The organism is Streptomyces sp. NPDC007983, from assembly GCF_042958345.1.
Classification (GTDB): Bacteria; Actinomycetota; Actinomycetes; order Streptomycetales; family Streptomycetaceae; genus Streptomyces.
Map to the genome: position 1 here is coordinate 139,271 of NZ_JBIBJI010000016.1, position 26,481 is coordinate 165,751.

At 70.6% G+C, this 26,481-nt stretch carries 27 protein-coding genes and 1 pseudogene; 21 read left to right on the forward strand and 7 right to left on the reverse strand.

Translation table 11 applies throughout. The features are described 5' to 3' along the window. Window positions 1–100 precede the first annotated feature (100 nt). The 6 genes from ACFZCY_RS35135 (at window position 101) to ACFZCY_RS35160 (ending at window position 8,047) form a co-directional block, all read left to right on the forward strand. The gene (locus ACFZCY_RS35135; RefSeq protein ID WP_391182657.1) at window positions 101–1,354 is read left to right on the forward strand and encodes a hypothetical protein; all 1,254 of its coding nucleotides are present in this window, start codon (window positions 101–103) and stop codon (window positions 1,352–1,354) included. 190 nt (window positions 1,355–1,544) lie between these two features. After that, complete coding sequence (locus ACFZCY_RS35140) at window positions 1,545–2,768, forward strand: amidohydrolase (RefSeq protein ID WP_055546934.1); 1,224 nt, start codon at window positions 1,545–1,547, stop codon at window positions 2,766–2,768. A 134-nt stretch (window positions 2,769–2,902) separates the two neighbouring features. Then, window positions 2,903–3,934, forward strand: coding sequence for a BMP family ABC transporter substrate-binding protein (locus ACFZCY_RS35145; RefSeq protein WP_391182660.1), 1,032 nt, complete (start codon window positions 2,903–2,905; stop codon window positions 3,932–3,934). A gap of 98 nt (window positions 3,935–4,032) precedes the next feature. Further along, complete coding sequence (locus ACFZCY_RS35150) at window positions 4,033–5,634, forward strand: ATP-binding cassette domain-containing protein (RefSeq protein WP_391182867.1); 1,602 nt, start codon at window positions 4,033–4,035, stop codon at window positions 5,632–5,634. Next, window positions 5,634–6,758 carry an ABC transporter permease gene (locus ACFZCY_RS35155; protein ID WP_361475906.1) on the forward strand — a complete coding sequence of 375 codons (1,125 nt, stop codon included), beginning with the start codon at window positions 5,634–5,636 and terminating at the stop codon, window positions 6,756–6,758. Before ACFZCY_RS35150 ends, ACFZCY_RS35155 begins: the two co-directional genes overlap by 1 nt. After that, window positions 6,755–8,047, forward strand: coding sequence for an ABC transporter permease (locus tag ACFZCY_RS35160; RefSeq protein ID WP_391182664.1), 1,293 nt, complete (start codon window positions 6,755–6,757; stop codon window positions 8,045–8,047). The genes ACFZCY_RS35155 and ACFZCY_RS35160 overlap by 4 nt, the downstream gene beginning before the upstream one ends. Before the next feature lie 28 nt (window positions 8,048–8,075). On the opposite strand, the gene ACFZCY_RS35165 is transcribed toward ACFZCY_RS35160, so the two are convergent. Next, on the reverse strand, window positions 8,076–9,272 hold the full coding sequence (locus ACFZCY_RS35165; protein WP_391182667.1) for an RNA-guided endonuclease TnpB family protein: 1,197 nt from the start codon (window positions 9,270–9,272) through the stop codon (window positions 8,076–8,078). Between the two features lie 154 nt (window positions 9,273–9,426). On the opposite strand from ACFZCY_RS35165, the gene ACFZCY_RS35170 reads away from it, so the two are divergent. The 6 genes from ACFZCY_RS35170 to ACFZCY_RS35195 all read left to right on the forward strand — a co-directional run bounded on the left by ACFZCY_RS35170 (window position 9,427) and on the right by ACFZCY_RS35195 (window position 15,030). After that, complete coding sequence (locus ACFZCY_RS35170; RefSeq protein ID WP_391182670.1) at window positions 9,427–9,849, forward strand: cytidine deaminase; 423 nt, start codon at window positions 9,427–9,429, stop codon at window positions 9,847–9,849. 31 nt (window positions 9,850–9,880) lie between these two features. Continuing rightward, window positions 9,881–11,158, forward strand: a complete 1,278-nt coding sequence (locus ACFZCY_RS35175; protein ID WP_391182673.1) for a thymidine phosphorylase — start codon at window positions 9,881–9,883, stop codon at window positions 11,156–11,158. A 47-nt stretch (window positions 11,159–11,205) separates the two neighbouring features. After that, complete coding sequence (locus tag ACFZCY_RS35180) at window positions 11,206–11,847, forward strand: LysE family transporter (protein ID WP_391182676.1); 642 nt, start codon at window positions 11,206–11,208, stop codon at window positions 11,845–11,847. Between the two features lie 57 nt (window positions 11,848–11,904). Continuing rightward, window positions 11,905–12,276 (forward strand): GvpL/GvpF family gas vesicle protein, encoded by a 372-nt coding sequence (locus ACFZCY_RS35185; RefSeq protein WP_391182679.1) that lies wholly within the window; start codon window positions 11,905–11,907, stop codon window positions 12,274–12,276. A gap of 56 nt (window positions 12,277–12,332) precedes the next feature. Next, window positions 12,333–12,869 (forward strand): snapalysin family zinc-dependent metalloprotease, encoded by a 537-nt coding sequence (locus tag ACFZCY_RS35190; RefSeq protein ID WP_391182682.1) that lies wholly within the window; start codon window positions 12,333–12,335, stop codon window positions 12,867–12,869. A 271-nt stretch (window positions 12,870–13,140) separates the two neighbouring features. Then, the gene (locus ACFZCY_RS35195) at window positions 13,141–15,030 is read left to right on the forward strand and encodes an ATP-binding cassette domain-containing protein (RefSeq protein WP_391182685.1); all 1,890 of its coding nucleotides are present in this window, start codon (window positions 13,141–13,143) and stop codon (window positions 15,028–15,030) included. A 137-nt stretch (window positions 15,031–15,167) separates the two neighbouring features. Here ACFZCY_RS35195 and ACFZCY_RS35200 read toward each other — a convergent pair whose 3' ends face one another. After that, window positions 15,168–15,863 carry an SDR family NAD(P)-dependent oxidoreductase gene (locus ACFZCY_RS35200; RefSeq protein WP_391182689.1) on the reverse strand — a complete coding sequence of 232 codons (696 nt, stop codon included), beginning with the start codon at window positions 15,861–15,863 and terminating at the stop codon, window positions 15,168–15,170. Window positions 15,864–15,965: 102 nt separating this feature from the next. Here ACFZCY_RS35200 and ACFZCY_RS35205 point away from each other — a divergent pair, with 102 nt between their 5' ends. Beyond that, complete coding sequence (locus ACFZCY_RS35205) at window positions 15,966–16,841, forward strand: helix-turn-helix domain-containing protein (RefSeq protein ID WP_391182692.1); 876 nt, start codon at window positions 15,966–15,968, stop codon at window positions 16,839–16,841. A gap of 20 nt (window positions 16,842–16,861) precedes the next feature. Here ACFZCY_RS35205 and ACFZCY_RS35210 read toward each other — a convergent pair whose 3' ends face one another. The 3 genes from ACFZCY_RS35210 to ACFZCY_RS35220 all read right to left on the reverse strand — a co-directional run bounded on the left by ACFZCY_RS35210 (window position 16,862) and on the right by ACFZCY_RS35220 (window position 18,904). After that, complete coding sequence (locus ACFZCY_RS35210; protein ID WP_391182695.1) at window positions 16,862–17,308, reverse strand: hypothetical protein; 447 nt, start codon at window positions 17,306–17,308, stop codon at window positions 16,862–16,864. A gap of 37 nt (window positions 17,309–17,345) precedes the next feature. Further along, window positions 17,346–18,062, reverse strand: a complete 717-nt coding sequence (locus ACFZCY_RS35215; RefSeq protein WP_391182698.1) for a hypothetical protein — start codon at window positions 18,060–18,062, stop codon at window positions 17,346–17,348. 182 nt (window positions 18,063–18,244) lie between these two features. Beyond that, window positions 18,245–18,904, reverse strand: coding sequence for a PepSY domain-containing protein (locus tag ACFZCY_RS35220; RefSeq protein WP_391182700.1), 660 nt, complete (start codon window positions 18,902–18,904; stop codon window positions 18,245–18,247). Window positions 18,905–19,141: 237 nt separating this feature from the next. Here ACFZCY_RS35220 and ACFZCY_RS35225 point away from each other — a divergent pair, with 237 nt between their 5' ends. Further along, the gene (locus ACFZCY_RS35225) at window positions 19,142–20,227 is read left to right on the forward strand and encodes a hypothetical protein (RefSeq protein WP_391182703.1); all 1,086 of its coding nucleotides are present in this window, start codon (window positions 19,142–19,144) and stop codon (window positions 20,225–20,227) included. Window positions 20,228–20,237: 10 nt separating this feature from the next. Here ACFZCY_RS35225 and ACFZCY_RS35230 read toward each other — a convergent pair whose 3' ends face one another. After that, the gene (locus tag ACFZCY_RS35230) at window positions 20,238–21,578 is read right to left on the reverse strand and encodes a tetratricopeptide repeat protein (protein WP_391182706.1); all 1,341 of its coding nucleotides are present in this window, start codon (window positions 21,576–21,578) and stop codon (window positions 20,238–20,240) included. A gap of 305 nt (window positions 21,579–21,883) precedes the next feature. Here ACFZCY_RS35230 and ACFZCY_RS35235 point away from each other — a divergent pair, with 305 nt between their 5' ends. From ACFZCY_RS35235 to tgmC, 7 genes and pseudogenes are all read left to right on the forward strand, one after another. Further along, entirely contained in the window at window positions 21,884–22,015 is a 132-nt protein-coding gene (locus tag ACFZCY_RS35235) for a hypothetical protein (RefSeq protein ID WP_391182709.1), read from the forward strand. Between the two features lie 109 nt (window positions 22,016–22,124). Further along, complete coding sequence (locus tag ACFZCY_RS35240) at window positions 22,125–22,298, forward strand: hypothetical protein (RefSeq protein WP_391182711.1); 174 nt, start codon at window positions 22,125–22,127, stop codon at window positions 22,296–22,298. After that, window positions 22,295–22,507 (forward strand): hypothetical protein, encoded by a 213-nt coding sequence (locus ACFZCY_RS35245; RefSeq protein WP_391182714.1) that lies wholly within the window; start codon window positions 22,295–22,297, stop codon window positions 22,505–22,507. Before ACFZCY_RS35240 ends, ACFZCY_RS35245 begins: the two co-directional genes overlap by 4 nt. 184 nt (window positions 22,508–22,691) lie before the next feature. After that, window positions 22,692–22,946 carry a putative ATP-grasp-modified RiPP gene (gene tgmA / locus ACFZCY_RS35250; RefSeq protein ID WP_391182719.1) on the forward strand — a complete coding sequence of 85 codons (255 nt, stop codon included), beginning with the start codon at window positions 22,692–22,694 and terminating at the stop codon, window positions 22,944–22,946. 53 nt (window positions 22,947–22,999) lie between these two features. After that, a pseudogene (locus tag ACFZCY_RS35255) lies at window positions 23,000–23,116 on the forward strand (ATP-grasp ribosomal peptide maturase); the annotation flags it as partial. 85 nt (window positions 23,117–23,201) lie between these two features. Continuing rightward, complete coding sequence (locus tag ACFZCY_RS35260) at window positions 23,202–23,912, forward strand: ATP-grasp ribosomal peptide maturase (protein ID WP_391182878.1); 711 nt, start codon at window positions 23,202–23,204, stop codon at window positions 23,910–23,912. Then, complete coding sequence (tgmC, locus tag ACFZCY_RS35265) at window positions 23,902–25,038, forward strand: ATP-grasp peptide maturase system methyltransferase (RefSeq protein ID WP_391182722.1); 1,137 nt, start codon at window positions 23,902–23,904, stop codon at window positions 25,036–25,038. The genes ACFZCY_RS35260 and tgmC overlap by 11 nt, the downstream gene beginning before the upstream one ends. A 101-nt stretch (window positions 25,039–25,139) precedes the next feature. On the opposite strand, the gene ACFZCY_RS35270 is transcribed toward tgmC, so the two are convergent. Next, a complete protein-coding gene (locus ACFZCY_RS35270) occupies window positions 25,140–26,429 on the reverse strand; it encodes an MFS transporter (RefSeq protein WP_391182725.1) in 1,290 nt (429 codons plus the stop codon). Window positions 26,430–26,481: the final 52 nt, after the last annotated feature.

A 26,481-nucleotide genomic window follows, 5' to 3' on the forward strand; every position in this document is an offset into this window, starting at 1 on the left:
CTCCTCGGGGGACACCCGCCGCTTCCGGGCCCTGCCCTTGGACGGTGTGATGTCTTCGGACGGTGTGATGTCTGTGGACGGTGCAACTGTGGACGGTGCCATGTCTGTGGACGGGGCGGAGCCCGGGAACGGCGCGAAGACGGCCACCACCCTCGCCTTCGTCGAAAGCCCGGTCCAGCTCCTCAACGTGCTGGAGTGGGCGTACACGGACGCGCTGCGCGCCGCGGGGCCGGACCCGGCCGCGCCCCCGGGGCCGCCGGGTCCCGGAGACGAGCCGTCCCCGCTGCCGTCGCTCGGCCGGGCCGCCGACCTCACCGTCGTGGTGCTCTCCCCGCACGATCCGATGACCCGCGGCCAGCTGCGCCGGATGGCCGAGCTGGCGCGCGACGAGGGCATCGCGGTGCGCTGGGAGGACGCGCGGGGCGGGGCGGGCGCCCCCCTGAAGACCATCGGCGGGCTGCGCGGACCGCTGCGGCGGGCCGCCCGGATCGTGATCGGGGACCCGTTCTCCCGCTACGTCCAGCTGCTGCTGACCCTCACCCGGGCCAAGGACCTGGTCGTGGTGGACGACGGCACGGCCACCATGGAGTTCATCTCCCAGCTGGCCAACGGGGAGCGCCTGGTGCGCTGGCACCGGCGCGGCAGCAGCCGCGGAGCGCGGGACATGGTGTTCGCGCCGTTCTCCGCCACCGCGCGCCGCAAGCTCACCCCGGGCCAGAAGCGCCGGGTCGAGGTCTTCAGCTCGATGCCGGTCGAACCGCCCCCCGGGGTCACCATCACCGCCAACGACTTCGCGTGGACCCGGGCCCGCTTCGGCCCGCCCCGGCTCACCCGCGGCACCGACCTGGTCGGCACCTCCCTGGTCGAGACCGGCGTGGTCGACCTGGAGCGCTATCTGGAGGCGGTCGGCTCGCTGGCCGAGGCCCACGGCGCGACCCGCTACTTCGCCCACCGCCGGGAGAGTGCCGAGAAGCTCAGCCGGGTCTCGCACGAGGTGGGGCTGGAGATCGTACGGCCGGATCTGCCGCTGGAGCTGATAGCGCGGCGCGGCCCCATCGGGCACACCATCGTGAGCTTCCCGTCCACCGTGGTGCACACCCTGCCGCTGGCGCTCGCGGGCACCGACGTGAAGGTCGCCGTGTACGACGTCGACCCCGCCTGGCTGACCAGCGACGCGTCCCCGCGCGCCCAGGGATTCCTGTCGGGCGTCACCGGCACCGCCCGGGACGTCCACCGGCTCAGCTCGGTGCCGTCGCCCGCCGACCGCGCCGCCGACCGCCCGGAGCCGTCGGCCACGATCCCGCCGGCCGCCGTGCCCCCGGCCGCGCCCGGCGCCCCGGTGACCGCGTCGTGAGACGGGTCCCCCATGTGGCGCTTCTCACGAAAGGATCACACGCTCGCCGAGAAACGCTCTGTTATACCCCCTGACTAGGGAGATCATGCACCGGCCGGGGTACTTTCCCGCCCCGAACGGGTTGAAGTTTTGTTGATCGACATTCGCCGCACCCCAAGGTCGTTCTACGCTTCATTGGGTGAAGCAATTGATGTCCCTCGATGAGACCGATGCCACACCCTCCGCCGACGCGGCCCTGCCCGGCGCGCTCCCCGATGAGCTGCGCGCCGAACTGATCGCCTTCCGGCGGGACTTGCACATGCACCCCGAGCTGGGCAACTGCGAGTTCCGCACCACCGCCGCCCTCAAGGCGCGGCTGGAGAAGGCGGGCCTCACGCCCCGCGTCCTGCCCAGCGGCACCGGCCTCATCTGTGACATCGGCCCCTGGGACGGGGTGACCCCGGCGCTCGCGCTGCGCGGTGACATCGACGCCCTGCCCATCCCGGACACCAAGACCGTCCCGTACCGCTCGACCGTCGCCGACCGCGCGCACGCCTGCGGCCACGACGTCCACACCACCGTGGTCCTCGGCGCCGGTCTGGTCCTCGCCGAGCTGGCCCGCGAGGGACGGCTGCGGCGCCCGGTGCGGCTGCTGTTCCAGCCCGCCGAGGAGGTCCTGCCGGGCGGCGCCGCCGACGCGATCGAGGGCGGCGCCCTGGACGGCGTCGGCCGGATCCTCGCCCTGCACTGCGACCCCAAGGTCGAGGTCGGCCGGATCGGGCTGCGCACCGGCCCCATCACCTCGGCCTGCGACCGGCTGGAGATCTCCCTCGACGGGCCCGGCGGCCACACCGCCCGCCCCCACCTCACCACCGACCTGGTCACCGCGACCGCCAAGGTGATCACCGAGGTGCCCGCGCTGCTGGCCCGCCGGGTCGACGCCCGCTCCGGGCTCGCCGTCACCTGGGGCCGGGTCGAGTCCGGCCACGCCTGCAACGTCATCCCGCAGCACGCCGAGCTGTCCGCCACGGTCCGCTGCCTGGACCTGCCCGCCTGGCGCGCCGCCCCGGACCTGGTGCACGCCGCGATCGACGAGGTCGCGACCCTCCACCGCGCCAAGTCGGAGATCAACTACATCCGCGGGGTCCCGCCGGTGGTCAACGAGGCGACCTCCACCGAACTGCTGCGCGACGCCATGGTGGCCCGCCGCGGCTCGATCGCGGTCGAGGACACCGAACAGAGCCTCGGCGGCGAGGACTTCTCCTGGTACCTGGAGAAGGTGCCCGGCGCGATGGCCCGGCTCGGTGTGCGCAGGGTCGGCGACACCACCCGGCGCGACCTCCACGCCGGCGACTTCGACGTGGACGAGGGCGCCATCGAGGTGGGTGTCGAGCTGTTCACCGCCGCGGCTTTGCTCGAACGAAACGTTCTGTAGAGCCGGCCGTTACGAGAGGTTCGCGACGATCCGATAACGGCTTCGGAGGGGGCCTTTATCTGGGATCTACGCGCGTTACGATGCGGCGGAGCCAGCGCCGCAGAGAGGCGCTTCGAGATTCAGAGGGGACCCTCGTGCGCCGGGTATCCACGATAGCTGTCGCGGGCATTGCCACCGCGGCTCTCGCATTTTCCGTCACCGCCTGCGGCAGCAGCTCCGAAGAGGAAACCAAGAACGCCGGCGTCGGCCTCGCCTATGACGTCGGCGGCCGCGGCGACCACTCGTTCAACGACTCCGCGGCCAAGGGCTACGACCGCGCCCTGAAGGACTTCAAGGTCAAGGGCAAGGAGCTGACCGCGAAGGACGGCGACACCGACGCCGACCGCTACGACAAGCTGGCCAGCCTCGCCGAGGCGGGCTACAACCCGGTCGTCGGCGTCGGCTACGCGTGGACCCCCTCGCTGACCAAGGCCGCCAAGAAGTACCCCGGCACCGACTTCGCGATCGTCGACTCCGTCGTCGACGCCAAGAACGTCGCCAGCCTGGTCTCCGCCGAGCACGAGGGCTCGTACCTCGCCGGGGTCGCCGCCGGGCTCAAGACCAAGTCCAACAAGGTCGGCTTCATCGGCGGCACCGACAGCGCGCTGATCAAGAAGTTCGCGGGCGGCTTCCAGCAGGGCCTGAAGGACACCAACCCCAAGGCCTCCCTGGACGTCCAGTGGGTCCAGGTCGGTTCGCCCAAGGGCTTCGGCATGCCGGACCGCGGCAAGGACATCGCCGAGGGCATGCTCTCCAACAAGGTCGACGTGATCTTCTCCGCGGCCGGTGGCTCCGGCGCGGGCGCCATCGAGGCGACCGGCAAGAAGAAGGGCACCTGGTCGATCGGCGTCGACGGCGACCAGTACTACGACAAGGGCCTGGCCGCGTACAAGAACTCGATCCTGACCTCCATGGTCAAGAACGTGGACGGCTCGGTCTACGACTTCATCAAGAGCGTCGTCAAGACCAAGAAGTCCGAACACGGCGTGCAGTCCTACGACCTCAAGCGCGGCGGTGTCGGCCTCTCGTACTCCGGCGGCTTCATCGACGACATCAAGCCGAAGATCGAGACGGCCAAGAAGAAGATCATCGACGGCAAGATCAAGGTCGCGGACACCTACAAGTAACCGGTCCCCGTCGCCGAGGACCTGTCGCCGACGGACCCTGGGGGGCGTGCCTCTGGGCGCGCCCCCCGCCTATACCCCCCGCCCCTCAGGAGTGCGCCATCAAAGCCGCCAGCCCACCCAAGGGCGCCCCCGCCGGTGACGTCGCGGACGCCGCCGTCCAACTCCGCGGAATCACCAAGCGGTTCCCCGGAGTCGTCGCCAACCACGACATCGACATCACCGTGCGACGCGGCACCGTGCACGCCCTCGTGGGCGAGAACGGCGCGGGCAAGTCCACCCTGATGAAGATCCTCTACGGGATGCAGCGCCCCGACGAGGGCACCATCGCCATCGACGGCGCACCCGTCGAACTGCACTCCCCGGCGGACGCCATATCCCGCGGCGTGGGCATGGTGCACCAGCACTTCATGCTCGCGGACAACTTCACCGTGCTGGAGAACGTCGTCCTCGGCGCGGAGAAGCTGCACGGCATCGGCGGCAAGGCGCGCGCCCGGATCAAGGAGATCTCCGACGCCTACGGGCTCGGCGTCCGCCCCGACGTACCTGTAGAGGACCTCGGCGTGGCGGACCGCCAGCGCGTGGAGATCCTGAAGGTCCTCTACCGCGGCGCCCGCACCCTCATCCTCGACGAGCCCACCGCGGTCCTCGTCCCGCAGGAGGTCGACGCGCTCTTCGCCAACCTCCGCGACCTCAAGGCCGAGGGCCTGACCGTCCTGTTCATCTCCCACAAGCTGGGCGAAGTCCTCTCCGTGGCCGACGACATCACCGTCATCCGGCGCGGTACGACGGTGGCCTCCGTCGTCCCCTCCGAGACCGACCCGCGGCGGCTCGCCGAGCTGATGGTCGGCAGCGAACTGCCCTCGCCGGAGACCCGCGAATCCACCGTCACCGACACCGAGATGCTGCGGCTGGACGGGGTGCGGCTCACCGCCACCGACGTCGACGGCGTCGAGCGGGCCGTCCTGGACGACATCGCCTTCACCATCCGCAAGGGCGAAGTCCTCGGCATCGCCGGGGTCGAGGGCAACGGCCAGGCCGAACTGGTCGAGGCCATCATGGGCATGCGCGACCCCGACGCGGGCACCATCACCCTCGACGGCACCGACATCTCCCACGCGCCCACCCGCAAGCGGCGCGAGGACGGCATCGGCTACATCCCCGAGGACCGCCACCGGCACGGCCTGCTGCTGGAGGCCCCGCTGTGGGAGAACCGCATCCTCGGCCATGTCACCGAGGCGCCCAACAGCAAGGGCGGCCTGCTCAACCCGGCCGCCGCCCGCCGCGACACCCAGCGCATCGTCACCGAGTACGACGTCCGTACCCCCGGCATCGAGGTCACCGCGGCCTCGCTGTCCGGCGGCAACCAGCAGAAGCTGATCGTCGGCCGCGAGATGAGCCACCACCCCAAGCTGCTCATCGCCGCGCATCCGACGCGCGGCGTGGACGTCGGCGCGCAGGCGCAGATCTGGGACCAGATCCGCACCGCGCGCCGCGAGGGCCTGGCCGTGCTGCTGATCTCCGCCGACCTGGACGAGCTGATCGGCCTGTCCGACACCCTGCGGGTCATGTACCGGGGCCGGCTGGTCGCCGACGCCGACCCCGCCACGATCACTCCGGAGGAGCTGGGCTCGGCCATGACCGGCGCGGCGTCCGGCCACCTGGAAAGCCCCGCGGTGGAGACGACCGGGGGAGAGGGCTGATGAAGAAGTTCGACAAGGAGCGGGTGCTCCTCGCGGTCGCGGCCCCGCTGCTCGCGCTCGTCGCCGCGTTCCTCCTGACCGCCCTGGTACTGGCCGCCACCGGCAAGGCGCCGTTCGACGCCTTCGGCATCATGTTCGACTACGGCGTCAAGGCGGACAGCCAGGTCTACATCCTCAACAAGGCGACCACGTACTACCTGGCGGGCCTGTCGGTGGCCATCGGCTTCCGGATGAACCTGTTCAACATCGGCGTCGACGGCCAGTACCGGCTCGCCGCGTTCTTCGCCGCCGTCGTCGGCGGGGCGCTCAAGCTGCCGGGCCTGGTGCAGATCCCGCTGATCATCCTCGTCGCCATGCTGGTCGGCGCGATGTGGGCGTCCATCGCCGGACTGCTCAAGGTCTACCGCGGGGTCAGCGAGGTGATCAGCACGATCATGCTGAACTCCCTCTCGGGCATCCTCATCAGCTATCTGCTGGTCGACGGGCGGCTGGCCGACCTCGACAAGCAGACCAACATCGTGGCCACCGACCCGCTGCCGTCCTCCAGCCACTTCTTCACCATCCCGGCGGGCGGCGACCTCGACCCCATCTGGGGCTTCATCGTCGTCGCCGCGCTCGCCGGAGTCGGCTTCTGGTTCCTCCTCGGCCGCACCCGCTTCGGCTTCGACCTGCGCGCGGTGGGCCGCTCCGAGTCCGCCGCCCAGGCCAGCGGCGTCGACGTCAAGCGCATGGTGCTCACCAGCATGCTGCTCTCCGGCGCGATGGCCGGGCTCATCGGCATGCCGACCCTGCTCAACGACACCCACCAGTTCACCTCCGACTTCCCGGCCGGGATCGGCTTCACCGGCATCGCCATCGCCCTCCTCGGCCGCAACAACCCGGTCGGCATCGCGCTGGCCGCGGTGCTGTGGGGCTTCCTGGAGCGCGGCGCCAACCGGCTGGAGTTCGAGGGCTACGACAAGGAGATCGTCGGCGTCATGCAGGGCGTGATCGTCCTGTGCGTCGTCATCGCGTACGAACTGGTGCGCCGCTACGGGCTGAAGCGCCAGCAGCAGCGGGTCGGCGCGGAACTCGCCGCGCAGGCGCGTAAGAGCGACAAGGACAAGAAGGAGGTGGCGGTATGAGCGCCACGGCTACCGCCACCAAGGACACCCCCACGGCACCCGGGAAGAAGCCCGGCTCCCGGATGTCCGTCGCCACGGTGCTGCTGATCATCGCCGGTGCGCTGGTCGCGCTGTCGGTGCTGCGCGCCCTGGCCGGAGCCACGCAAGCGTCCGCGTTCGAGAACATCACCTCCTCCGGCCAGATCGGCGCCGCCCTCTCCATGGCCGTGCCCATCGGGCTCGCGGGCCTCGGCGGGCTGTGGGCCGAGCGGGCGGGCGTCGTCAACATCGGCCTCGAAGGCATGATGATCCTCGGCACCTTCTTCGGTGCCTGGGCGGGCTACCAGAGCAACCCCTGGGTGGGCGTCCTCGCCGGGGTCCTCGGCGGCGCGGTCGGCGGTCTGGTGCACGCGGTCGCCACCGTCACCTTCGGCGTGGACCACATCATCTCCGGTGTCGCGATCAACATCCTCGCGCTCGGCGCCACCACCTACCTCGCCAAGCGCTGGTTCGAACCGCTCTCCGACATCGGCGGCAGCCCCAAGCAGTCCCCGCAGGTCGACGACATCGCGTCGTTCACCGTGCCGGGCCTGTCCGACGGGCTGGCCACCGTCGAGAACCACCACTGGTTCCTGGTCTCCGACCTCGCGGGCCTGCTCGGCGGCCTGGTCACCGACATCTCCGCGCTGACCATCGTCTCGATCCTGCTCTTCGCGGGCACCTTCTTCGTGCTGTGGAAGACCTCGTTCGGGCTGCGGCTGCGGTCCTGCGGCGAGAACCCCACCGCCGCCGAATCCCTCGGCGTCAACGTCTACCTCTACAAGTACGCGGCCGTCGTCGTCTCCGGCGGCCTCGCCGGGCTCGGCGGCGTCTTCCTCGCCCTGGTCCGCTCGCACATCTACAACGAGGGCCAGACCGGCGGCCGCGGCTACATCGGCCTCGCCGCCATGCTCTTCGGCAACTGGCGGCCCGGCGGCCTCGCCATGGGCGCGGGCCTCTTCGGCTACTCCGACGCCCTCCAGCTGCGCAACGGCGGCCCCACCGTCCACGCCCTGCTGCTCCTGGTGGCCCTCGGGCTCGCCCTCCTGGCGGGCTGGCGGCTCTACCGTAAGAGGTACGTCGCGGGCGCGGTGTCCGGCGGCGCCGCCGTACTGCTGGTGCTGTGGTACGCCCTGACCGACACCGTGGCCAACGACCTGGTCCCGGCGACCCCGTACATCGTCACCCTGCTGGTCATGGGCCTCGCGGCACAGCGGCTGCGGATGCCCAAGGCCAACAACAAGCCCTACCGGAAGGGACAGGGCACTTGACTTCTCCCCTCGTGAACGAGGGGGATTCTCACGGCTCGCGTCGTGAGGTTTTCTGCTTCGTCGCCGACTGCCCGCCCGGAGTTCTCCGTTGAGGTCTTACACCGGCTCCACAGACAGACACCGCCAGCCCGGCGGCCAGAAGGTTCTTCGCCGCGTTCACGTCCCGGTCATGGACCGTGCCGCAGCCGCCGCACATCCAGGGACGGATACCGAGCGGCATCGCTTTGGCGAGGGTGCCGCAGTTCGAGCACAGCCTGGAGGAGGGAAACCAGCGGTCGACCGCGATCACCTCGCGCCCGTACCAGGCGGCCTTGTACTCCAGCATGTTCCGGAACTCCGACCACGCCGCATCACTGATCGCGCGGGCCAGTTTCCGGTTCTTGACCATGTTGCGCACGGTCAGGTCCTCGATCACGAGCGTTTGGTTCTCACGCACGAGTCGAGTGGTCAGCTTGTGCAGGTGGTCCCTGCGGCGGTCGGTGATCCGGGCATGGACACGGGCGACCTTCCGCCGGGCCTTGGCTCGGTTGGCACCGTCACCCTTGACCTTGCGGGCCAGCTTCCGCTGGGCCCTGGCCAGCCGTTCCCGGTCGCGGCGCTCGTGGCGCGGGTTGGCGATCTTCTCCCCGGTGGAGAGGGTAAGCAGGTGATCGAGACCGACATCGATCCCCACAGCCTGATCGTGGGCTGGAAGCGGCTTCACTGCCGGGTCCTCGCACAGCAGCGACACGGACCAGCGGCCCGCCGCGTCCTGCGAGACGGTCACTGTGGAAGGCTTCACACCCTCCGGGAGCGGCCGGGACCACACGATGTCCAGGGGCTTGCTCATCTTCGCCAACGTCAGCTTGCCGCCGCGGTAGCGGAACGCGCTGGTGGTGTACTCGGCGGACTTACGGGACTTCTTCCGCGACTTGAAGTGCGGGTACCCCGCCCGCTTGGCGAAGAAGTTGGTGAACGCCACCTGCAGGTGCCGGAGCGCCTGCTGCAACGGGACCGAGGACACCTCGTTGAGGTAGGCCAGTTCCCCGGTCTTCTTCCATGCCGTCAACATGGCCGAGGTGGTGTTGTAGTTGACCCGCTCCTGGCGGGCCCACGCCTCCGTACGAGCGGCAAGCGCCATGTTGTAGACCTTCCGCACGCACCCGAACGTCCGCGACAGCTCAGCTGCCTGCGCATCGGTCGGATAGAAGCGGTACCGATAAGCCCGCTTCACGTGAGTGGCCACGACTCACAAACTATCATGACACGTTGTGACCGACAGACTTCACTTGGTGATGAACGTCGATCCGCCCCGGCGGCGAATCGGTTTTTCCTGCCCTGCTTCGCAGGGCCCGTTTCCTCTCCGCCCTGAAGGGCGGAGTATCCACGAAGGAGACCAGATGACCACATCGGCCACAGTGGCTCCCGACTGGGAGTCGCTGCGCAGCGCGGCCCGGGACGCCATGTCCCGGGCCTACGCCCCCTACTCCCGCTTCCCCGTGGGCGCCGCCGCCCTCGTCGACGACGGCCGCACGGTCAGCGGCTGCAACGTGGAGAACGCCGCGTACGGCGTCGCGCTGTGCGCCGAGTGCGGTCTGATCTCCGCCCTCTTCGCCACCGGCGGCGGCCGTCTCACCGCCTTCACCTGCTGCGACCGCGACGGCGCCGTGCTGATGCCGTGCGGCCGCTGCCGTCAGCTCCTGTGGGAGCACGGCGGCCCCGAGCTGCAGGTGGACACCGCGTCCGGCATCCGCCCGCTCGCCGAACTCCTCCCGGACGCGTTCGGCCCGGCCGATCTGGCCCGCATCAGCGCCCACGGCTGACCGCACCTCGTACGAAAGGCCCTTCCCGCACATGGACGCCATCTCCGTCATCCGAGCCAAGCGCGACGGCGGCCGCCTGAGCGACGCCCAGATCGACTGGATCATCGACGCCTACACACGCGGCGAGGTCGCCCACGAGCAGATGTCCGCCCTCGCCATGGCGATCTTCCTCAACGGCATGGACCGCGCGGAGATCGCCCGCTGGACCGCCGCGATGATCGCCTCCGGCGAGCGGATGGACTTCTCCTCGCTGCCCCGCCCCACCGCCGACAAGCACTCCACCGGCGGCGTCGGCGACAAGATCACCCTCCCGCTGGCGCCCCTGGTCGCCGCCTGCGGGGCCGCCGTACCGCAGCTCTCGGGCCGGGGCCTCGGCCACACCGGCGGCACCCTCGACAAGCTGGAGTCCATCCCCGGCTGGCGGGCCGCGCTGTCCAACGACGAGATGCTGTCCATACTGCGTGATGTGGGCTCCGTCATCTGCGCGGCGGGCGACGGCCTCGCGCCCGCCGACAAGAAGCTCTACGCGCTGCGCGACGTCACCGGCACGGTCGAGTCGATTCCGCTCATCGCCTCCTCGATCATGTCCAAGAAGATCGCCGAGGGCACCGGCTCCCTGGTGCTGGACGTCAAGGTCGGCTCCGGAGCCTTCATGAAGGACATCGAGGCCGCCCGCGAACTGGCCACCACCATGGTCGGTCTCGGCACCGACCACGGCGTCCGCACCTCAGCCCTGCTCACCGACATGTCCACCCCGCTCGGGCTGACCGCGGGCAACGCGCTCGAGGTCCGCGAATCCGTCGAGGTGCTGGCGGGCGGCGGCCCCGCCGACGTCGTCGAACTCACCCTCGCCCTGGCCCGCGAGATGCTCGACGCGGCCGGTCTCCCCGACGCCGACCCCGCCAAGGCCCTCGCCGACGGCGCCGCCATGGACGTATGGCGAGCCATGATCACCGCCCAGGGCGGCGACCCCGACGCGTCGTTGCCGGTGGCCCGCGAACAGCACGTCGTCACCGCGGAGTCCACCGGCGTCCTCACCCGCCTCGACGCGTACGCGGTGGGCGTCGCCGCCTGGCGGCTGGGCGCCGGGCGCGCCCGCAAGGAGGACCCGGTCCAGGCGGGCGCGGGCATCGAGATCCACGCCAAGCCGGGCGACCGCGTCACCGCCGGACAGCCGCTGCTGACGCTCCACACGGACACCCCTTCGACGTTCGGGTACGCGCTGGAGGCCCTGGAGGGCGCCACCGACTACGCCCCGGCGGACACGGCGTTCGCTCCGACCCCGATCGTGCTGGAGCGCATCGCCTGACGAAAACCGTATGAGGGTGAGCGGTCGCCCTGGATACGCTGACCCGTATGCCGCCCACCGACCGCCTGCTCGCCTTCGCGGCGATGTCGTTCCTGCTGATCGTCGTCCCCGGCCCCAGCGTGCTGTTCGTGATCGGCCGCGCGCTGGCGCAGGGCCGCCGCGCCGCCCTGACCTCGGTCCTCGGCAACACCCTCGGTGCGCACACCCTCGTCGTGGCCGTGGCGCTCGGGGTCGGGACGCTCGTGGAGCGCTCGGTGCTCGTCTTCACGACGCTCAAGCTGGCGGGGGCCGCGTACCTGGTGTACCTGGGCGCGAAGGCCATACGCGGGCGCCGCTCCCTCCCCGCTGGCCTGACCGGCGGCGGCGCCACCGCCCGCGGCGGCCTGCGCACCCTGGGGGAGGGGTTCGCCGTCGGCGTGGCGAACCCCAAGACCATCGTCTTCTTCGCCGCCGTGCTCCCCCAGTTCGTCGACCGCGGGCAGGGCCACGTCGCGCTGCAGATGCTGCTGCTCGGCCTGGTCTTCAACGCCATCGCCCTCGCCTCCGACAGCGTCTGGGGCCTGGCCGCCGCCACCGCCCGCGGCTGGTTCGTCCGCTCGCCCCAACGCCTCGCCCTGGTCGGCGGCGTCGGCGGCCTCACGATGATCGGCCTCGGCGTCACGGTCGCCGCGACGGGCCGCAAGGACTGAAGGGCTGCTACGGGGCCCTGGGCACGGGCCGAGGCCGTCCAGCGGATGTGTGGGTGAATGGGGACCGACGGCGCCGACGACCGGTCACCCGGTATGCGCAGGCTCCTGGCCAAGCAGCGGGAGCAGGACGCCCGGAACGCGGCCGGGCAGCTCGCCGACACGCTGCACGCCGAGATCCGGCACCGTCTGCTGTCCGTCGCCGAGGACTTCCGCGACCGCGGACCCACCCACCGAGCCGCCGACGAGACGGACGTCCTGTCCGCAGCCCTGCTCGTCCGGCAGGAGGACGTCGACACCGTCGGCACGGTGCTGAGCGAAGCGCGGACCCAGCACCCCGCCCTGCGCATCCGCTTCCTCGGCCCCTGGCCCCCGTACTCCTTCACCGACGCCCAGACTCACCCCCTCGCCGCGGCGGAACGCCTCCAGTAGATTCCTGCCGGACACCCACAGGAGTGATGGAGGTCGTGGCAGTGCGGAGACGGGCGATGAATCGGATGGCGACCGCGGTGTGCGCCGGTGCCGTCGTGGTGGGGGCCGGTGCTCCGGCGCATTCCGCGGAGCCCGAGCCGGAAGTCATTCCGATCGATCTCCTCCTGGCCGGCTCCTATACGGATCCGGTCCGGGACGCCATGAGCATATGGAACAAGGCCGTCCCCGGAATCCGGTTCGTCGAGCAGGACACCCCGGCGGCCTTACGGGTCAAGGAGTACACGACCGCGAACGGCACCGCTTCCCACTCCTTCCTCAACGGCCTGGGCAGGGGCTGGGTCTACCTCGAAACCGGGGATGCCCGGAAGTACAAGCCGTCCCGTATCGCCGTGCATGAACTGGGGCACGTCCTGTCGCTCGGCGATCTCGGACCGGGCAGCGTCTGCTCCAAGGTGATGTCCGGTGCCTGGGCCGGCCCGGAGTGCGCCAACGATCAGCCGGACCCGGAAGAAGCCGCCGAAGTCGCGGCCTTCTTCGCCGCGCACGATGTCGGTGACCCGGTACCGGGCTGGGGCACTCCCTCGGAGGGCTGAACACGTCGCGCAGCGCGGCCGGACGAGGGCGCCGCCCCGGTCAGCGGCGCGCCGCCGGAACCCGTACGCCACACCCGTCACAACCCTCGGCGTTTCGGCCAGCCCGGCCCGCACAGGAGGCCGTGCGCCACGGCGACCACGCGTTCGATGCCCCCGCATTCCCGGGCCGTCTCTTCGTCCGGAATCGAGCGCGTTCGAAACGCTCACCGTGTCGTTGAGCCTGGCATCGCCGGACCATCCAGGTGCGGCGGCGACCCGAGGAGGGCTCCTGGTGACCGTGACCGACACCTCGACCGAACGCCCCGCAGCGCCACCCCCTCCACCCCCGGCGGTCATCAGCTTCGAGGGGAAGCACGGCAAGAACCCGCTGGAAGAGGCGAGTTTCGCCACGATGTGCTCGCGGCTCCCCTCCGTGCTGAGGAAGACCGCGCGCATGGCCTGGGCCGTCGACCGCTCCGCGGTCGTGCTGCTCCTCGCCTGCCAGATCCTCACCGGCGCCGCGGCCGCCTGCGTGCTCGGGTTCACCGCGAAGGCCATGGGGCACATCCTCGGCGCGGGCACCGTGTCGATACGTCTGCACGCCGCCCTGCCCGCCCTCGTCGTGGTGACCGTGGCCGCCGCCGCCGGCCGCGTCAGCGGTGCCCTGTCCGCGTACGCCGACGGGCGGATCACCCCGCTCCTGATGTCCGAGGCGGACGTCGCCCTCGTGTCCGCCGTATGCCGGGTCGAGGCGTCCGCGTACGGGGAGCCGGGGTTCACCGACCGCCAGGAGGCCGCCGAGGTCGGCGTCACCCGCACCCGGCTCATGGTCCAGGACGCGCAGCGCTTCATGGCCGCCCTGGTCCGTATGATCGCCGCCGGCGGTGTGATCACCGTCCTCCACTGGCTGATGCTCCCGCTGCTCCTGCTCGCCGTGCTGCCCGCGGGCCTCGGCGCCGTGCTGTCCGCCCGCGTCGACTACGAGACCCACTACGCCAACATCGGCGACCGCAACGTACGCGGCATGATGCGCTGGTGGGCCACGTACTCCCGGTACGGCGACGAGGTGCGGGCCAACGGCATGACCGGCTATCTCGTCTACTGGTACCGCGCCCTGTCCGAGCGCATCGACCAGCGCACCCTGACCGCCGCGCCCCGCATGCTCCGCATCGTCCTGGCGACCTCCGCCCTCGGCGGCCTGTTCCTCCTCGGCACCTGGGCCGCCCTCGCCTGGCTGGCCACCACCGGCCGGGTCGCGCTGCCCGTCGCGGCCACCGCGGTCGTCGCCGTGCAGGCCACGCTCGCCGCGCTCTCCCAACTCGTCATCCACGGCGCCGCGATGTTCCACACCTCGCTCTACCTCGCCGACATGCGGTCGTTCCTCGACATGGCGGCCGACCGCGCACCGAAGCGCGGGGAGCTGACCATTCCGGAGCGGGTGGACGAGATCCGCCTCGACGACGTGGTCTACCGGTACCCGGGCAAGGCCGAACCGGCCGTCGACGGCGTCTCCCTCACCCTGCGCCGCGGCGAGATCCTCGCCATCGTGGGCGAGAACGGCTCGGGCAAGTCCACCCTGACCAAGCTCCTCACCGGAATCCTCCTCCCCGACCAGGGCCGGATCCTGTGGGACGGCACCGACCTGGCCCGGGCCGACTCCGACGCGGTGTGGGCGCGGACCGCCCTCGTCCCCCAGAACTTCGCCTGCTGGCCCCTGCGCGCCCGCGAGAACATCACCCTCGGCCAGCCCAAGACCTACGACGACGAGCTGGTATGGGAGGCCGTCGACGCCGTCGGCATGCGCGAGGCGATCGAGAAGCTGCCCCGGCAGCTCGACACCCTGCTCGCCCGCGAACTCTTCGGCGGCGCCGAGCTGTCCGGAGGCCAGTGGCAGCGGCTCGCCTGCGGCCGCGCCCTCTACCGCCGGACCCCCTTGCTGATCCTGGACGAACCGACCTCCCAGATGGACCCGCGCGGCGAGCACCAGATCTTCCTGGAGGTCAAGCGCATCGCCGCCGAGCGCATGACGATCGTGGTGACGCACCAGCTGGAGAACACCCGGCTCGCGGACCGGGTCATCGTCATGCGGAACGGCCGCATCATCGAACAGGGCCGGTACGACGAACTCGCCGAGGCGGGCGGCCTCTTCGCCGAGTTGGTCGCGCTGGCCAAGGACCGCTAGGCCGGGCCCCTTCGCCTACGTGGTGGGTGGCCGAGGCGAGCCGCCCACCACGTGCGCCCCGGCAGGCTCCGGTGTACGCGGGCTTCCACTGGTCCCATGAGGGCGACGAACCGGCGGTGGCCCCGGTCAGCGGTGGATCACCAGGGCATCTCACCGTGGCGGTCACGGAAGGTTCCGGTCGGTCCGTCCGCCCCGATGGTGGCGAGTTCGACGATCGCGTCGGTCCCCTCGGTCACTGTCTGCGGACCGCTGTGCCCGTTGAAGTCGGTCGCGGTGTAGCCCGGGTCGGCCGCGTTCACCTTCACGTCCGGCCAGGACTTCGCGTACTGCGTGGTCAGCATGGTCACGGCAGCCTTCGACGCCGTGTACAGCGGCGCGATGGCCCGGCCCTCGACGCGCCCGGCGTCGTGGGTGGCCGCGAAGGACCCCATGCCGCTCGACACATTGACGATCACCGGGCTCGCGGACCTGCGCAGCAGAGGCAGGAACGCGTGCGTCACCCGGACGATCCCCACGACGTTGACCTCGAACACCGCGCCGGCGTCAGCGGCCGTGATCTGGTCGGCGGGGCTGTGCGTCCCGAAGACGCCGGCGTTGTTGATCAGGACGTCGATGCCGCCCTCGCGAGCCGCGATATCGTCGGCGGCCGCGGCCACCGACGCGTCATCCGTCACATCGATCTGGACGAAACGGGCACCGAGTGCGTCGGCGGCCGCCTGGCCGCGCTCTGGATCGCGTGCGCCGACGAGGACGGTGTGGCCGGCCTCGATCAGGCGGCGGGCGGTCTCGTACCCGAGGGATTTGTTGGCTCCTGTGATGAATGTGGTGGTCATGTGTCCACCCTCGGCCATCGGTGAAAGCAGAACCAGTGCCCTCTGCGACGGTAGGACGGCCAGTACCAGGCACAACGGCTGCACGGCGGACACAATGGTTGTGTGGACGAGACCCTTGGCACGGCATTGCGCCGCTGGCGCGACCGGCTTTCTCCCATCGACGTCGGGCGGCCTTCGCGGCCCGGACGGCGTGCGGCGGGGCTGCGGCGCGAGGAGCTGGCCGAGCTCGCGGGGCTGTCGGTCGACTATGTGGTGCGGCTGGAGCAGGGGCGCGCCACGAGCCCTTCGGCGCAGGTCGTCGCGAGCCTGGCCAGGGCGCTGCAACTGGAACCCATGGAGCGCGATCACGCCTACCGTCTGGCCGGCCTCCTCCCGCCGCAGGAGGGGACGATCTCCACGCATGTTCCAGCGGGGGTCCAGCGGATGCTGGCTCGCCTCGGGGAGTTCCCCGTGGGCGTGTTCAGCGCCGACTGGACCTTGCTGTCCTGGACTCCCGCATGGGCAGCGCTGCTGGGTGACCCCAGCGCACGGACACCTGTCGAGCGGAACCTGGTGCGGGCGGTCTTCGCCCCCGGGCCCAGGGGGCTCGCGGCCTGGCCAGTGCTCCAGGAGGACGACGCCCTGACCACCGCCCTCGTCGCCGATCTGCGCACAGCTCTCGTCGGCTACCCCCGTGACCGTGGCCTGATCGACCTTGTCGCGGAACTGCGGTCCACCAGTGCGGAGTTCGCCCGGCTGTGGGACGAGGGTGCGGTCGGTCCGCACGTCTCGGCCCGAAAGGTCGTCGTGCACCCCCAGGTCGGCGAGGTGACCTGTGACTGCGACGTGCTCACCGTCCCGGGCTGCGACGTCCGCCTTGTCGTCTACACGGTGGCCGCGGGTTCCGCCGATGCGGAAAAGCTGGAGTTCCTGCGGGTCACGAACGAGGTCGGCGCCGTATCCTCGCCTCCGGGGCCCGGTCTGTCCTCCACGCCGTAACCAGCCTCGCTTGAAGATCTCTAGCCGTTGTCGACGGCCTCTACCGCGGTGGGGACGAGCACGACTTCCTGCGGGGTCCAGCAGTCCGAACGCTCGGTGGCCACCTCGGTCGCGCACCGGCGGCACACCAGGTTCGGACCGTCGCAGCCGTCCAGGCCGCAGCAGCCGTTCCGCCGTCCGCGCAGCGAGGTCGGCTCGGTGCCGTGCACATCGGCCCGGGCCAGGACGATGCCGCTCAGCCCCGCGCGCCGGAGGCCCAGGGCGGCCCCGGCGGCGCGTGGCCGGAAGACCCGCTCCCCGGCCTCGGGCGGGTCGTAGGCGAAGGTGCCCGGACGCATCCGTGGCGGGCACTCCTCGCCCTTCGGCAGTTCGTACGGCGCCGGGGCGCTGTCCGCGTCGGGCAGCGGCACCTCTCGTACGGGTCCGGCGACATCGCCGTGACAGCGGCGGCAGCGGAAGACGACCATGCCCGCCATTGTCCGTCCGCTCCCGGGCTCCGGTGGCTCAGGACAGGAAACGGGCGTAGGGGCCGTTCAGGATGCCGTTCTTCTGGGCCTGATTGAAGTGGCAGTCCGGGTACGCGTAGAACGAGGCCGACATCGGGGTGCCGTCGGTGTACGTGGAGTCGGGCAGACCGAGGGCGTGGCCCAGTTCGTGGACCATGCCGCCGTACCACCGGTTCATGGCGCCGTTGGTCCCGGCGGCGCCATCGGCGTCATGGCCGCTGAGGATGACCCAGCCGGCGCCACCGCCGCCGCCGGAGCCCTTGCCCTCGGCGCTGATCTCGCCGACGCACAGCCAGCGCGGGTCCGGGGAGCTGAGCCGGAACTTGGCCATCAGCTCCTGCTGCATGTTGAAGACCACCCACCAGTACTCCTCGCCGCCGTTCGGCGTGGTCTCGTACCAGGTCCGGTCGTGGTCGCCGGTCACCACCTCCACCGCGGGGGTGTTCAGCTTGAACGTCCGGCCGAGTTCCTGCCGGTAGTAGCGCTGTGCCTCCTTCAGCACGTTGCTGATGCCATCGGGGTACCGCTGGTCGTACGTCACGTTCCTGGGCCTGAGCCAGAACACCCGGACCGTTCCGGTCGGCGGGTCGGCGAGCGTGCTCGCCGTCGATCCCGTCGCCGCCTCGGCCGTTCCGGCCAACGCCCCGGAACCGGCCACCACGAGCCCTGCCGTCGCGGCCAACACCGTGCGCCGCGCAACCTTGCAACCTTCCACCGGACATCCTCCTCGTAGAAGCGGTCCACGACGGGCGCAAGCTAGCACCAACCGCCAATATCATGAACAGCGTTCGAAATCCCGTAAGGACCGCAGGCGTTTTCGGACAGGAGCCCGACGGGCGAAGGGGCCGCGCCCGCCGGACAGTGGCGGGCGCGGCCCCTTCGGGCTCGGGAAGCCGGTCAGTCGTCGTCCTGGTCGTCGTCCTGGTCGACGTGCTGGTTGAGGACCTTGCCGTTGGCGGCGTCGACGGTCACCTCGTGGCTCTTGTGGTCCTTGCCGAGGACGTCGATCTCCCAGACGGTGGAGCCGTTGCGGTCGTTGTCGTCCAGGCCGTAGGACGTGACGGTGCCGGGGACGGCGTTCAGGGCCTGGTCGGTGGCCTTGCCGTAGCCGGTCTTGTCGGCCTTGAGCTGCGCCTTGGCCTCGGCGGCGTCGTCGTCGCGGTCGGTGTGCCGGTTGAGGACCTTGCCGTTGCCCGCGTCGATCGTCACGTCGTGGCTCTTGTGGTCCTTGCCGAAGACGTCGACCTCCCAGACGAGGGAGCCGTTGCGGTCGGCGTGGTCGAGTTCGGCGGAGGTCGCGGTGCCGGGGACGGCCTTCAGGGCGGCGGCCGTGGCCTCGTCGTAGCTGACCTTGTCGGCCTTGACCTGCGCGCGGTCCTGCACGGTGCCGTACAGGTGGCGCTGGGTCTGGGAGAGCTTGGCCATAGAGTTCGGCGCCGGGCCGTCGTCGTCCGCGAAGGCGGTCGCGGCACCCGTGCCGCCGATCAGGGCGATGGCGGCGGCCGTGCCGAGGACGACGGCGCGGGGGGCGAGCGTGCGCTTGGTGGTGGCCTTCATGAGGGCGGTTCCTCCGGATCGTGTCGCGGTCGCGTTCCGCCGGTGGGCCCTGTCGCGCCCTTCCGACGCCCACTACGTTGCCGAACCGAACCTGAAGGCAGGCTGAAGTCCTGAAGCGGTCTTCAGGAAGCGGACCGGCACGACGTCGCCTGTCCGGGATATTCCGGGTCCACCCGGGGCGGCGTAATGTCCGGCAAGGGGGCCGGCCAACGGCCCGGGGCGGGAGGGGAAACGGGGATGACGGACCGGGCGCCGAGAGCGCGACGCGCGTGGGAGTGGCTGCTGCCCGCCGGCTTCGGCCTGCTCTGCGTGCTGGTCTCCGCCGGGCTGTTCGCCACCGTGCCGGGCACGCTGGCGGACGAGCGCGCGTACGCCACCGCGCCCGCCTGTCCCGGCGGCACGCGGGCGGACTCGTGCACGGTGACGGTCCCGGCGAGCGTTAAGGGCACGGAGGACGAGCCCAGCGGCAAGAGCGTCCGCTACTGGCTCCTCGTCACCGAGCGGGGCTCGGACGTCGTACGGCGGGTGCGCATGGCCGGGTCGGAGCCGGTGTACGACTCCGTGCGCGAAGGCGACGAGGTGACGCTGACGTACTGGCGGGGTGAGATCCGCACCGTGAGATTCGGCGCCGCCGCCCAGGACACCCATGCCTCGCCCGCCGACGACTGGCGGCTTCCCGTGGCCTTCGGCCTCCTGGCGCTGCCGTTCGGGATCGCCATGCTCCTGGCCGCCTGGGCGCACCGCTACCGCCCCTTCCCGGCGCACATCGCCCCCTGGCCGCTCACCGTGGGGGTGCTGGGCAGCACCTTCCTGGGCGGTGCCGGTTTCCTCGGCGGCATGGTCGGCGGCGGGGTACGGGACGCTTTCCTGATCACGGCGGCAGGCACTCCGCCTTCCGTCGGCCTGGCCGCCCTGTGCGCATGGTGGCTGCGGCGGCGCACCGACCGCGCCGCGGACACCAGCGACATCGTCGCGCTTCCCGCCACGGGGCTGCGGTGTGTGCGCGCGTCGGTCCACGGAGACGTCCCGTACAGCGGGGGCGGCTGCGACCACGTGGTGGTGGGAGACGGCCGGCCGGCGGCCACCCCGGACCCCACGGGACGCTTCGCCCGCAGGACGCTTCCGGAGACGCTGGCCGTACGGGGCGTCCGGGGGCTGGGGCCCGACGACCCCGCCGGCTGGTACACGCTCTACAAGTACGACTGCGTCGTCATCGAATGCCGGGACGGCGACCGCCCGGTGCTCGTCGCCACCGGGCGGCGTGACGCCCCCTGGATCCTCGGCGCCCTGGTCCCCGCCCCGTTGCCGGAGGCGCGCCGCTGAGGCGTGGCGATCAGCCGAGGAGTGAGGCCGGGACGACCGTGCGGGCGCGCTCGTGCAGTTCGCGTGCGGCCGGGTTCTTGAGGTGGGGTTGGATCAGGCCGAACATGGCCGTCATGCGCTGATCCGCGCGCCCCGATTGCACCAACGGGTAATCGTCCAGAGCCCGATGCCAAGTGGCGCAGGCTGCTTCCAGGTGGCCGACGGTGAATTGCCGCTCGGCGAGTAGCGCCCGTTCTTTGACCCGGGTGCGTCGGTACACGTCATGGCGAAGGTTGTCCGACCGTTGCATTGCTTCAACGGCGCCCCGCACGTCGCCCAATTCGTAACGCACCTGACTCGTGTGGTAGTTCAGCGACGACGGGTCATAGGAACCGAACGCCTTCTCCCTGGACTCGGCCTTGTCCATGGCGACTTCCGCTTCCCGGAGGTGCGCAAGCGCCCTGTCGCGCTCGCCGATCTGCGCCGCCGCATGCGCCTGTTGCCCTGCGAGAAAGGCTCGCATCCGGGGCCCGGCCTGCGGGGAAGCCGCAGCGGCGGCGTCGGCCAAGCGCATGGCTTGCTGCCCGTGGCCCAGGTCGACGGCCTGCACGCTCATGCCGCGCAGGGTTGTGCAGTAGGTCAGGTGATCCTCCGAGGCTCCGGCCAGTTCCAGAGCCTTCATGTAGTACTGCTGCGCGAGCCCGTGCGCCCCTTCGTCGACCGCCATGTATCCCGTGAGATAGCAAAGATCCGACGCTGCCGACATCATCGCTTTCCGGGTCGGCTCCGTTGCGTCGGCCCTCAGATGTGGCGCCACGGTATTCACCAAGAACGCGGCGGCCATGGGGCGCGCGTGACGGCCACCGAACTGGTCGTCCAGCTCTGAAATGCGCTCGGTCATGGCGATGACCGTACGGACGTCATCCATCCCGATGCGTTGCGCTCTACCGGTCTGGACGCTCTCCAGCCGACCCACCGCGTCGGGCCAGTCGGGCACCGTCAACGCCACGGAGAAAAGGCTCGCGCCGAGGACACTGCGACGGGATGGATCCATGTCCTGCCTCCCGAGGTCGACCAGTCCTTCCACGGTACTCGGGCGACCGTTCGACTCCCGTACGAGCGACGGGAATCCGGCGTCCGTGTGAGTGATCGGCCGATGGAGCCTGCGGGCCAGCGCTTCGAGGATCAGCGTGCGTCGTTCCTCGTTCGGAACGTGCCCCTTGAGCCATGTGTGAACGGTCTGGGGCGTGTACGACGTCGGGGTCCCGCGCTCCGTGCCGACGCGGTTGACCGCCTGGGCGAATTGGCGCAGCGTCCACCCGGTCTCGCGGAACAGCCGCTCAAGGTCCTGGTTCGGCACCCGGTTCCCCATGCCCCACCCTCCCGCGCGCACAGAGCATTTGATGCTTTTGAAAGCTGACGCGGCTTTCACGGTACCGCGCTGCGTAGTGGCGCGGTTGCCTAGAGCGAGAACGCGCCCCCGCGACCGTGCGACCGGCCCGGGGGCATGGCCAACGCTTGAGTGGAGCGTCAACAGTGAAGAAGGCTATCGCCCGGGTTCTTGAGTGGGGGCTGCGACTGTTGCTGCCCGCACCGGCTCACCACGAGGCAGCCGGTGCTCCGGAACGCCCCCCGGCACCGGCTGCCCCGCCTCGTCTGCCGGTTTCCGTCTGCGCCGTGGACCCGCCCACGCTCCCGCTCCCGCGCATCCCCGTCGCCGACCCCTTCCCCATCGCGTGGGACACCGAGCCCGTGCCGCTCTACATCGTCCGGTACGAGCAGCATCGAGCGCTGGAAGCGACGCGGTGAGCGCGGACGCGCCGCCTCCGCCCGAGCGCCCCACTCCGAAGGAGTTGGACCAGCGCGCGGAAGCCCTGAAAAAGAAGATCGACAAGCACCTGGGGCGGGGGAGCGGAGCGTGACGGAGGAAACCCCGCCCTGCGCGGGGTGCAGGAAGTACACCGAGCTGCGGGAAGCGGCGAAGCTGTCCGGGGACTACCGGGCGGCGGCCGACTACGAACTGCTGCGCCGTCAGCACCCGGCCCACGTAGCGCCGTCCGTGATGACGGCCCGTTGGGGGCTGCCCGCGTGAACAAGCAGATGCCGTACGAAGGCCCGCGACCGGGCCAGGAGGCTTACGACGACCTCACTGGGCGGGTCGGCGTGCTCCAGGCCATCTGTCACGTCAACGAGCTTGCCTTCGATCACGGGATGCCGGGCCCGCTCGTCGCGTTTCTCCGCCCTGAGAAGGGCGGCCAGGAGTGGACGGCCGACCCAGGGAACCTCCGCCGTCCCGAGTGAGTAGAGGAAGGCGCAGCGCCCGCCGGTCAGTGGCGGGCGCGCCCCCTCGGGTTGCGGAGGGGATTGCGCCGAGCGGGCCGTCCGCAACAGCTCGGTGGACCGACCGAATGCCCTCTACCGGCGCATGTGAGCTGGGCTACACACTGTGCGCCGAGGGTCAGCAGCGACCTTAGGAGAAGGGGAGATGGAAGTAAGCGTGGCAGCAGTGCCGTGGGGACTGACGCGTATGAGGCCCTATCCCGAAGCAGCGGTTTGTCCCGCTGCGCAGGTCGTCCTCGACCCGGGGACCCAGACCGGTCGATGGATCGGCTCGGACGGTCTGGGCGTGCCCTTCAGGGGCAAGCACAAAAGGTCCGAGACGAGCAAGGAAACCCAGACCAAGACGAGTCTGGACGGCAACCCGGACCAGGGCAGTGACCAGGAAGGCGACACGGATTGACTCCGGCCGCCTCCGTCCTCGTTGTCTCGCAGGTGGATGACGTCACCGCCGATGTGGTCACCGAGGAACTGAACGGGCGCCGGGTTCCCGTGGTACGCCTGGACCCAGGCGATTTCCCCACGGACATCTCCCTCACCGCCCGCCTGGACAATGACGGGTTGCGGGGAAACGCTCGGACGCGCACCCGAGTCACCGACCTCGACCGGGTTCGGTCCGTGTACTGGCGCCGACCGCCCCTATGCGGCTCCGCCCGGGTTGGAAGAGCAGGATGCCCGCTGGTGCCGGGAAGAGGCTCGCTATGGTCTCGGGGGGATCCTCGCTTCCCTCCCCGGTCCGTATTACGTGAACCACCCATGGCGGAATCGGGACGCCGAGCACAAGCCCGCACAGCTTGCCACCGCAGCGCGTTGCGGCTTCGACATCCCGCCGACCCTTCTCACGAACGACGAGACTTCCGCCTGGGAGTTCGCCCATGACCATGGCCCCGTCATTTACAAGCCACTGCGCAGCACGGATTACCAGAATGTCGACGGCCGTGCACTGACCGTATGGGTCGAGGAAGTCGATCCCGACGACCTGAACGCCGGCGTTGGCCAGACCGTGCACCTCTTCCAGAAACGTGTGCGATCCGTCGCTGATCTACGGGTGACCGCCGTGGGTGAGGAAGTCTTCACGGTCCGGATCGAGGGTTCGCCCGGCCTGGACTGGCGACGCCACTACGACGCTCTCTCATACTCGCTCATCGATACGCCGCCGGAATTGGCCAAGAGCGTGCGCCGGTACCTGGACGCCTTCGGTCTCGTTTTCGGGGCCTTCGATTTCGGCGTGGACAGGGATGACCGAATCTGGCTGTACGAGTGCAATCCAAACGGCCAATACGCGTGGTTCCCTGAACCGATCACCAGCAAGATCGTCACCGCCCTCGCCGACCAGCTCCACCACGCAGGAGAACACCGTGCCCGCTGACCCTGCTGCGCTCCGCCTGGCCCTTGCCGAGGAGGTTACCGCCGCCAACCCGGCCCTCGACTCCGGATGGCGCGATGCCGTCGCCGCGGTCCCTCGCGAGCTGTTCCTCGGAACCGCGGCCTTCCGCCCCACCGGCACCGGGTGGGAACCCGTATACCGAGCCGAGGTCGGGGAGGACGAGTGGCTGCGGATGGTCTACTCCGACCAGACGTGGGTCACCCAGGTCGAGGAGAAGGACGCCGCCGACGTCACGGGCCCCGTCGCCGGCAGCCCCACGTCCTCGGCGACTCTCCCTTCCCTTGTGGTACGCACCGCCCAGGTGGCGGAGCTTCGTCCCGGTCAGAAGGTTCTCGAAGTGGGCACCGGGACCGGCTACTCCACCGCGGTGTTGTGCCACCGGCTAGGAGCCGGGAACGTCGTCAGCATCGAGTACGACGCCGTCCTCGCGGCAAGCGCCGCCGCGCATCTGAGCGAGGCCGGATGCGCGCCCACGCTCGCGGTCGGAGACGGTCTCCAAGGGTGCAAGAAGCACGCCGACTACGACGCGATCATCGCCACCTGCTCCGTTCGGTCCATCCCGCACTCGTGGTTCTGGCAACTGAACGACGGCGGATCGATCACCACCACCATCTGCGGCTGGATGCTCGCAGCCGGGATGATCCGCCTCGTGCTCGACGACGAGGGAACCGCCCATGGCCGGTTCACCGGCGACACCATCACCTATATGCTCGCCCGTCCCCATGAGCGGCCCCCGTCCCCGTCCTTCTTCCGACTGGAGGGCGACAGCCGTCGTACCCGCCTGGATCCCGGGCTCCTGGAGGAGTGGGCGGGACGGTTCGTCGCTCAGCTCGCGGCACCCTCCGCCGAGCTGATGACCACCAGCTCCGGCATCATCCTCCGCGACGTGGCGACCGGCTCGCAGGCTTGGACCGAACCCGACGGCGAGGGATGGACCGTGTGCCAGCACGGTCCGCTCCGGCTCTGGGACCAAGTGGAACAGGCCCTTCTCCTGTGGCGGGACGCGGGGGCGCCGGACCTGACGGAGTTCGGGATGACCGCCACCCCCTTCGAACAAACCGTATGGATCGGCTCTCCGAAGGGGCCGAACTGGCAGCTACCAGTCTGACCGTGGCGTATCCCGATCACAGGAGTCGTCCGACGGGCGAAGGGGCCGCGACCGCCGGACAGTGGCGGGGCGCGGCCCCTTCGGGATGGGGGGTGGTGGCGTCAGGCGTGGGCGTGGGCGGGGGCCATGCGGCGCTCGACCCGGGCCTTGCGGGTCCCGTACAGGGTGATGGCCGTGGCGCCGACGACGGCCAGCAGGCCGAGGGCGACGGTGCCGGTCCAGCCGCCCGTGTGGAAGGCCATGGCGCCGAGCGTGCCGCCCGCGCTGCTGCCGACGTAGTACGCGGTCTGGTAGAGCGCGGCGGCCTGGGCGCGGCCCGTCTTCGCGGTGCGGCTGACCGCCGAGGAGGCGGCGGCGTGGCCCGCGAAGAAGCCCGCGGTGATCAGGACCAGGCCGAGCAGGACGGACGCCAGCGAGTCGGCGAGGCTCAGCAGGAGCCCGGCGGTGGTCATGGAGACCGCGACGTACAGGGCGCCGCGGCGGCCGAGGCGGCCGACGAGCTTGCCGGTGGCGGCGGAGGAGACCGTGCCGACCAGGTAGATCAGGAAGATCGAGCCGATCATGCTCTGCGAGAGCCCGAAGGGCTCGCCCACCAGGCGGTAGCCGATCACCGTGTAGACGCCGCCGAAGACGGTCATGAAGAGCGCGCCGATGGCGTACAGGCGGCAGAGCAGCGGGTCGGACAGGTGCCGGGTCACGGTGCGGGCCAGGTCCCGCGGGCTGACCTTGGCGGGGGAGAAGTTCCGGGCCTTGGGGATCAGCAGCCGGAAGGCGATCCCGCACACCAGCGCCATGGCGCCGACCGCCGCGAGGCCCATCCGCCAGCCGTAGCCGTCGGCGACCCAGCCGGTGATGAGGCGGCCGCTCATGCCGCCCACGCTGTTGCCCGCCACGAACAGCCCGATCGCGCCGACCAGCGCCCGCGGTTCGACCTCCTCGGAGAGGTACGCCATCGCGGAGGCCGGGATTCCGGCGATCGCGGCGCCCTGGACCGCGCGCAGCGCGATCAGCCAGCCCAGGTCGGGGGCGTACGGCACGACCAGCGCGACCGCCACCGCGATCGTCAGCGAGACGGTCATCATCGTGCGGCGGCCGAACCGCTCGGACAGGGCGCTCAGCGGGACGACCATCAGGGCCAGCGCGAGGGTGGCCGCGGACACGCTCCAGCTGGCCTGGTCGGCCTGCACATGCAGATCGTCGGAGATCGCGGGGAGCAGCGCCTGCGTCGAGTAGAGCAGGGCGAAGGTGGCGAGTCCGGCCGTGAAGAGGGCGAGCCTCATCCGGATGTAGCCGGGGCGGCCGGGTGCCATGCGCTCGGAGTCGGAGGAGACGGGCGGTGCGGAGGCGTCCACGCGGCTGTGGGTGGACGCCCCGGTATCAGCAGGAGGCATGGTTCGACCGTAAGGACCGGGGCACTGATGCGTCCAATGCACGGAATCGCGA

Bases quoted from the DNA above. Each gene is read 5' to 3' on its own strand.
- ACFZCY_RS35135 (WP_391182657.1), top strand. From the start codon at position 101: ATGTCTGTGGACGGGGCGGAGCCCGGGAACGGCGCGAAGACGGCCACC.
- ACFZCY_RS35140 (WP_055546934.1), top strand. From the start codon at position 1,545: ATGTCCCTCGATGAGACCGATGCCACACCCTCCGCCGACGCGGCCCTG.
- ACFZCY_RS35155 (WP_361475906.1), top strand. From the start codon at position 5,634: ATGAAGAAGTTCGACAAGGAGCGGGTGCTCCTCGCGGTCGCGGCCCCG.
- ACFZCY_RS35160 (WP_391182664.1), top strand. From the start codon at position 6,755: ATGAGCGCCACGGCTACCGCCACCAAGGACACCCCCACGGCACCCGGG.
- ACFZCY_RS35170 (WP_391182670.1), top strand. From the start codon at position 9,427: ATGACCACATCGGCCACAGTGGCTCCCGACTGGGAGTCGCTGCGCAGC.
- ACFZCY_RS35175 (WP_391182673.1), top strand. From the start codon at position 9,881: ATGGACGCCATCTCCGTCATCCGAGCCAAGCGCGACGGCGGCCGCCTG.
- ACFZCY_RS35180 (WP_391182676.1), top strand. From the start codon at position 11,206: ATGCCGCCCACCGACCGCCTGCTCGCCTTCGCGGCGATGTCGTTCCTG.
- ACFZCY_RS35185 (WP_391182679.1), top strand. From the start codon at position 11,905: ATGGGGACCGACGGCGCCGACGACCGGTCACCCGGTATGCGCAGGCTC.
- ACFZCY_RS35190 (WP_391182682.1), top strand. From the start codon at position 12,333: ATGAATCGGATGGCGACCGCGGTGTGCGCCGGTGCCGTCGTGGTGGGG.
- ACFZCY_RS35200 (WP_391182689.1), bottom strand. From the start codon at position 15,863: ATGACCACCACATTCATCACAGGAGCCAACAAATCCCTCGGGTACGAG.
- ACFZCY_RS35210 (WP_391182695.1), bottom strand. From the start codon at position 17,308: ATGGTCGTCTTCCGCTGCCGCCGCTGTCACGGCGATGTCGCCGGACCC.
- ACFZCY_RS35220 (WP_391182700.1), bottom strand. From the start codon at position 18,904: ATGAAGGCCACCACCAAGCGCACGCTCGCCCCCCGCGCCGTCGTCCTC.
- ACFZCY_RS35225 (WP_391182703.1), top strand. From the start codon at position 19,142: ATGACGGACCGGGCGCCGAGAGCGCGACGCGCGTGGGAGTGGCTGCTG.
- ACFZCY_RS35230 (WP_391182706.1), bottom strand. From the start codon at position 21,578: ATGGGGAACCGGGTGCCGAACCAGGACCTTGAGCGGCTGTTCCGCGAG.
- tgmA (WP_391182719.1), top strand. From the start codon at position 22,692: ATGGAAGTAAGCGTGGCAGCAGTGCCGTGGGGACTGACGCGTATGAGG.
- ACFZCY_RS35270 (WP_391182725.1), bottom strand. From the start codon at position 26,429: ATGCCTCCTGCTGATACCGGGGCGTCCACCCACAGCCGCGTGGACGCC.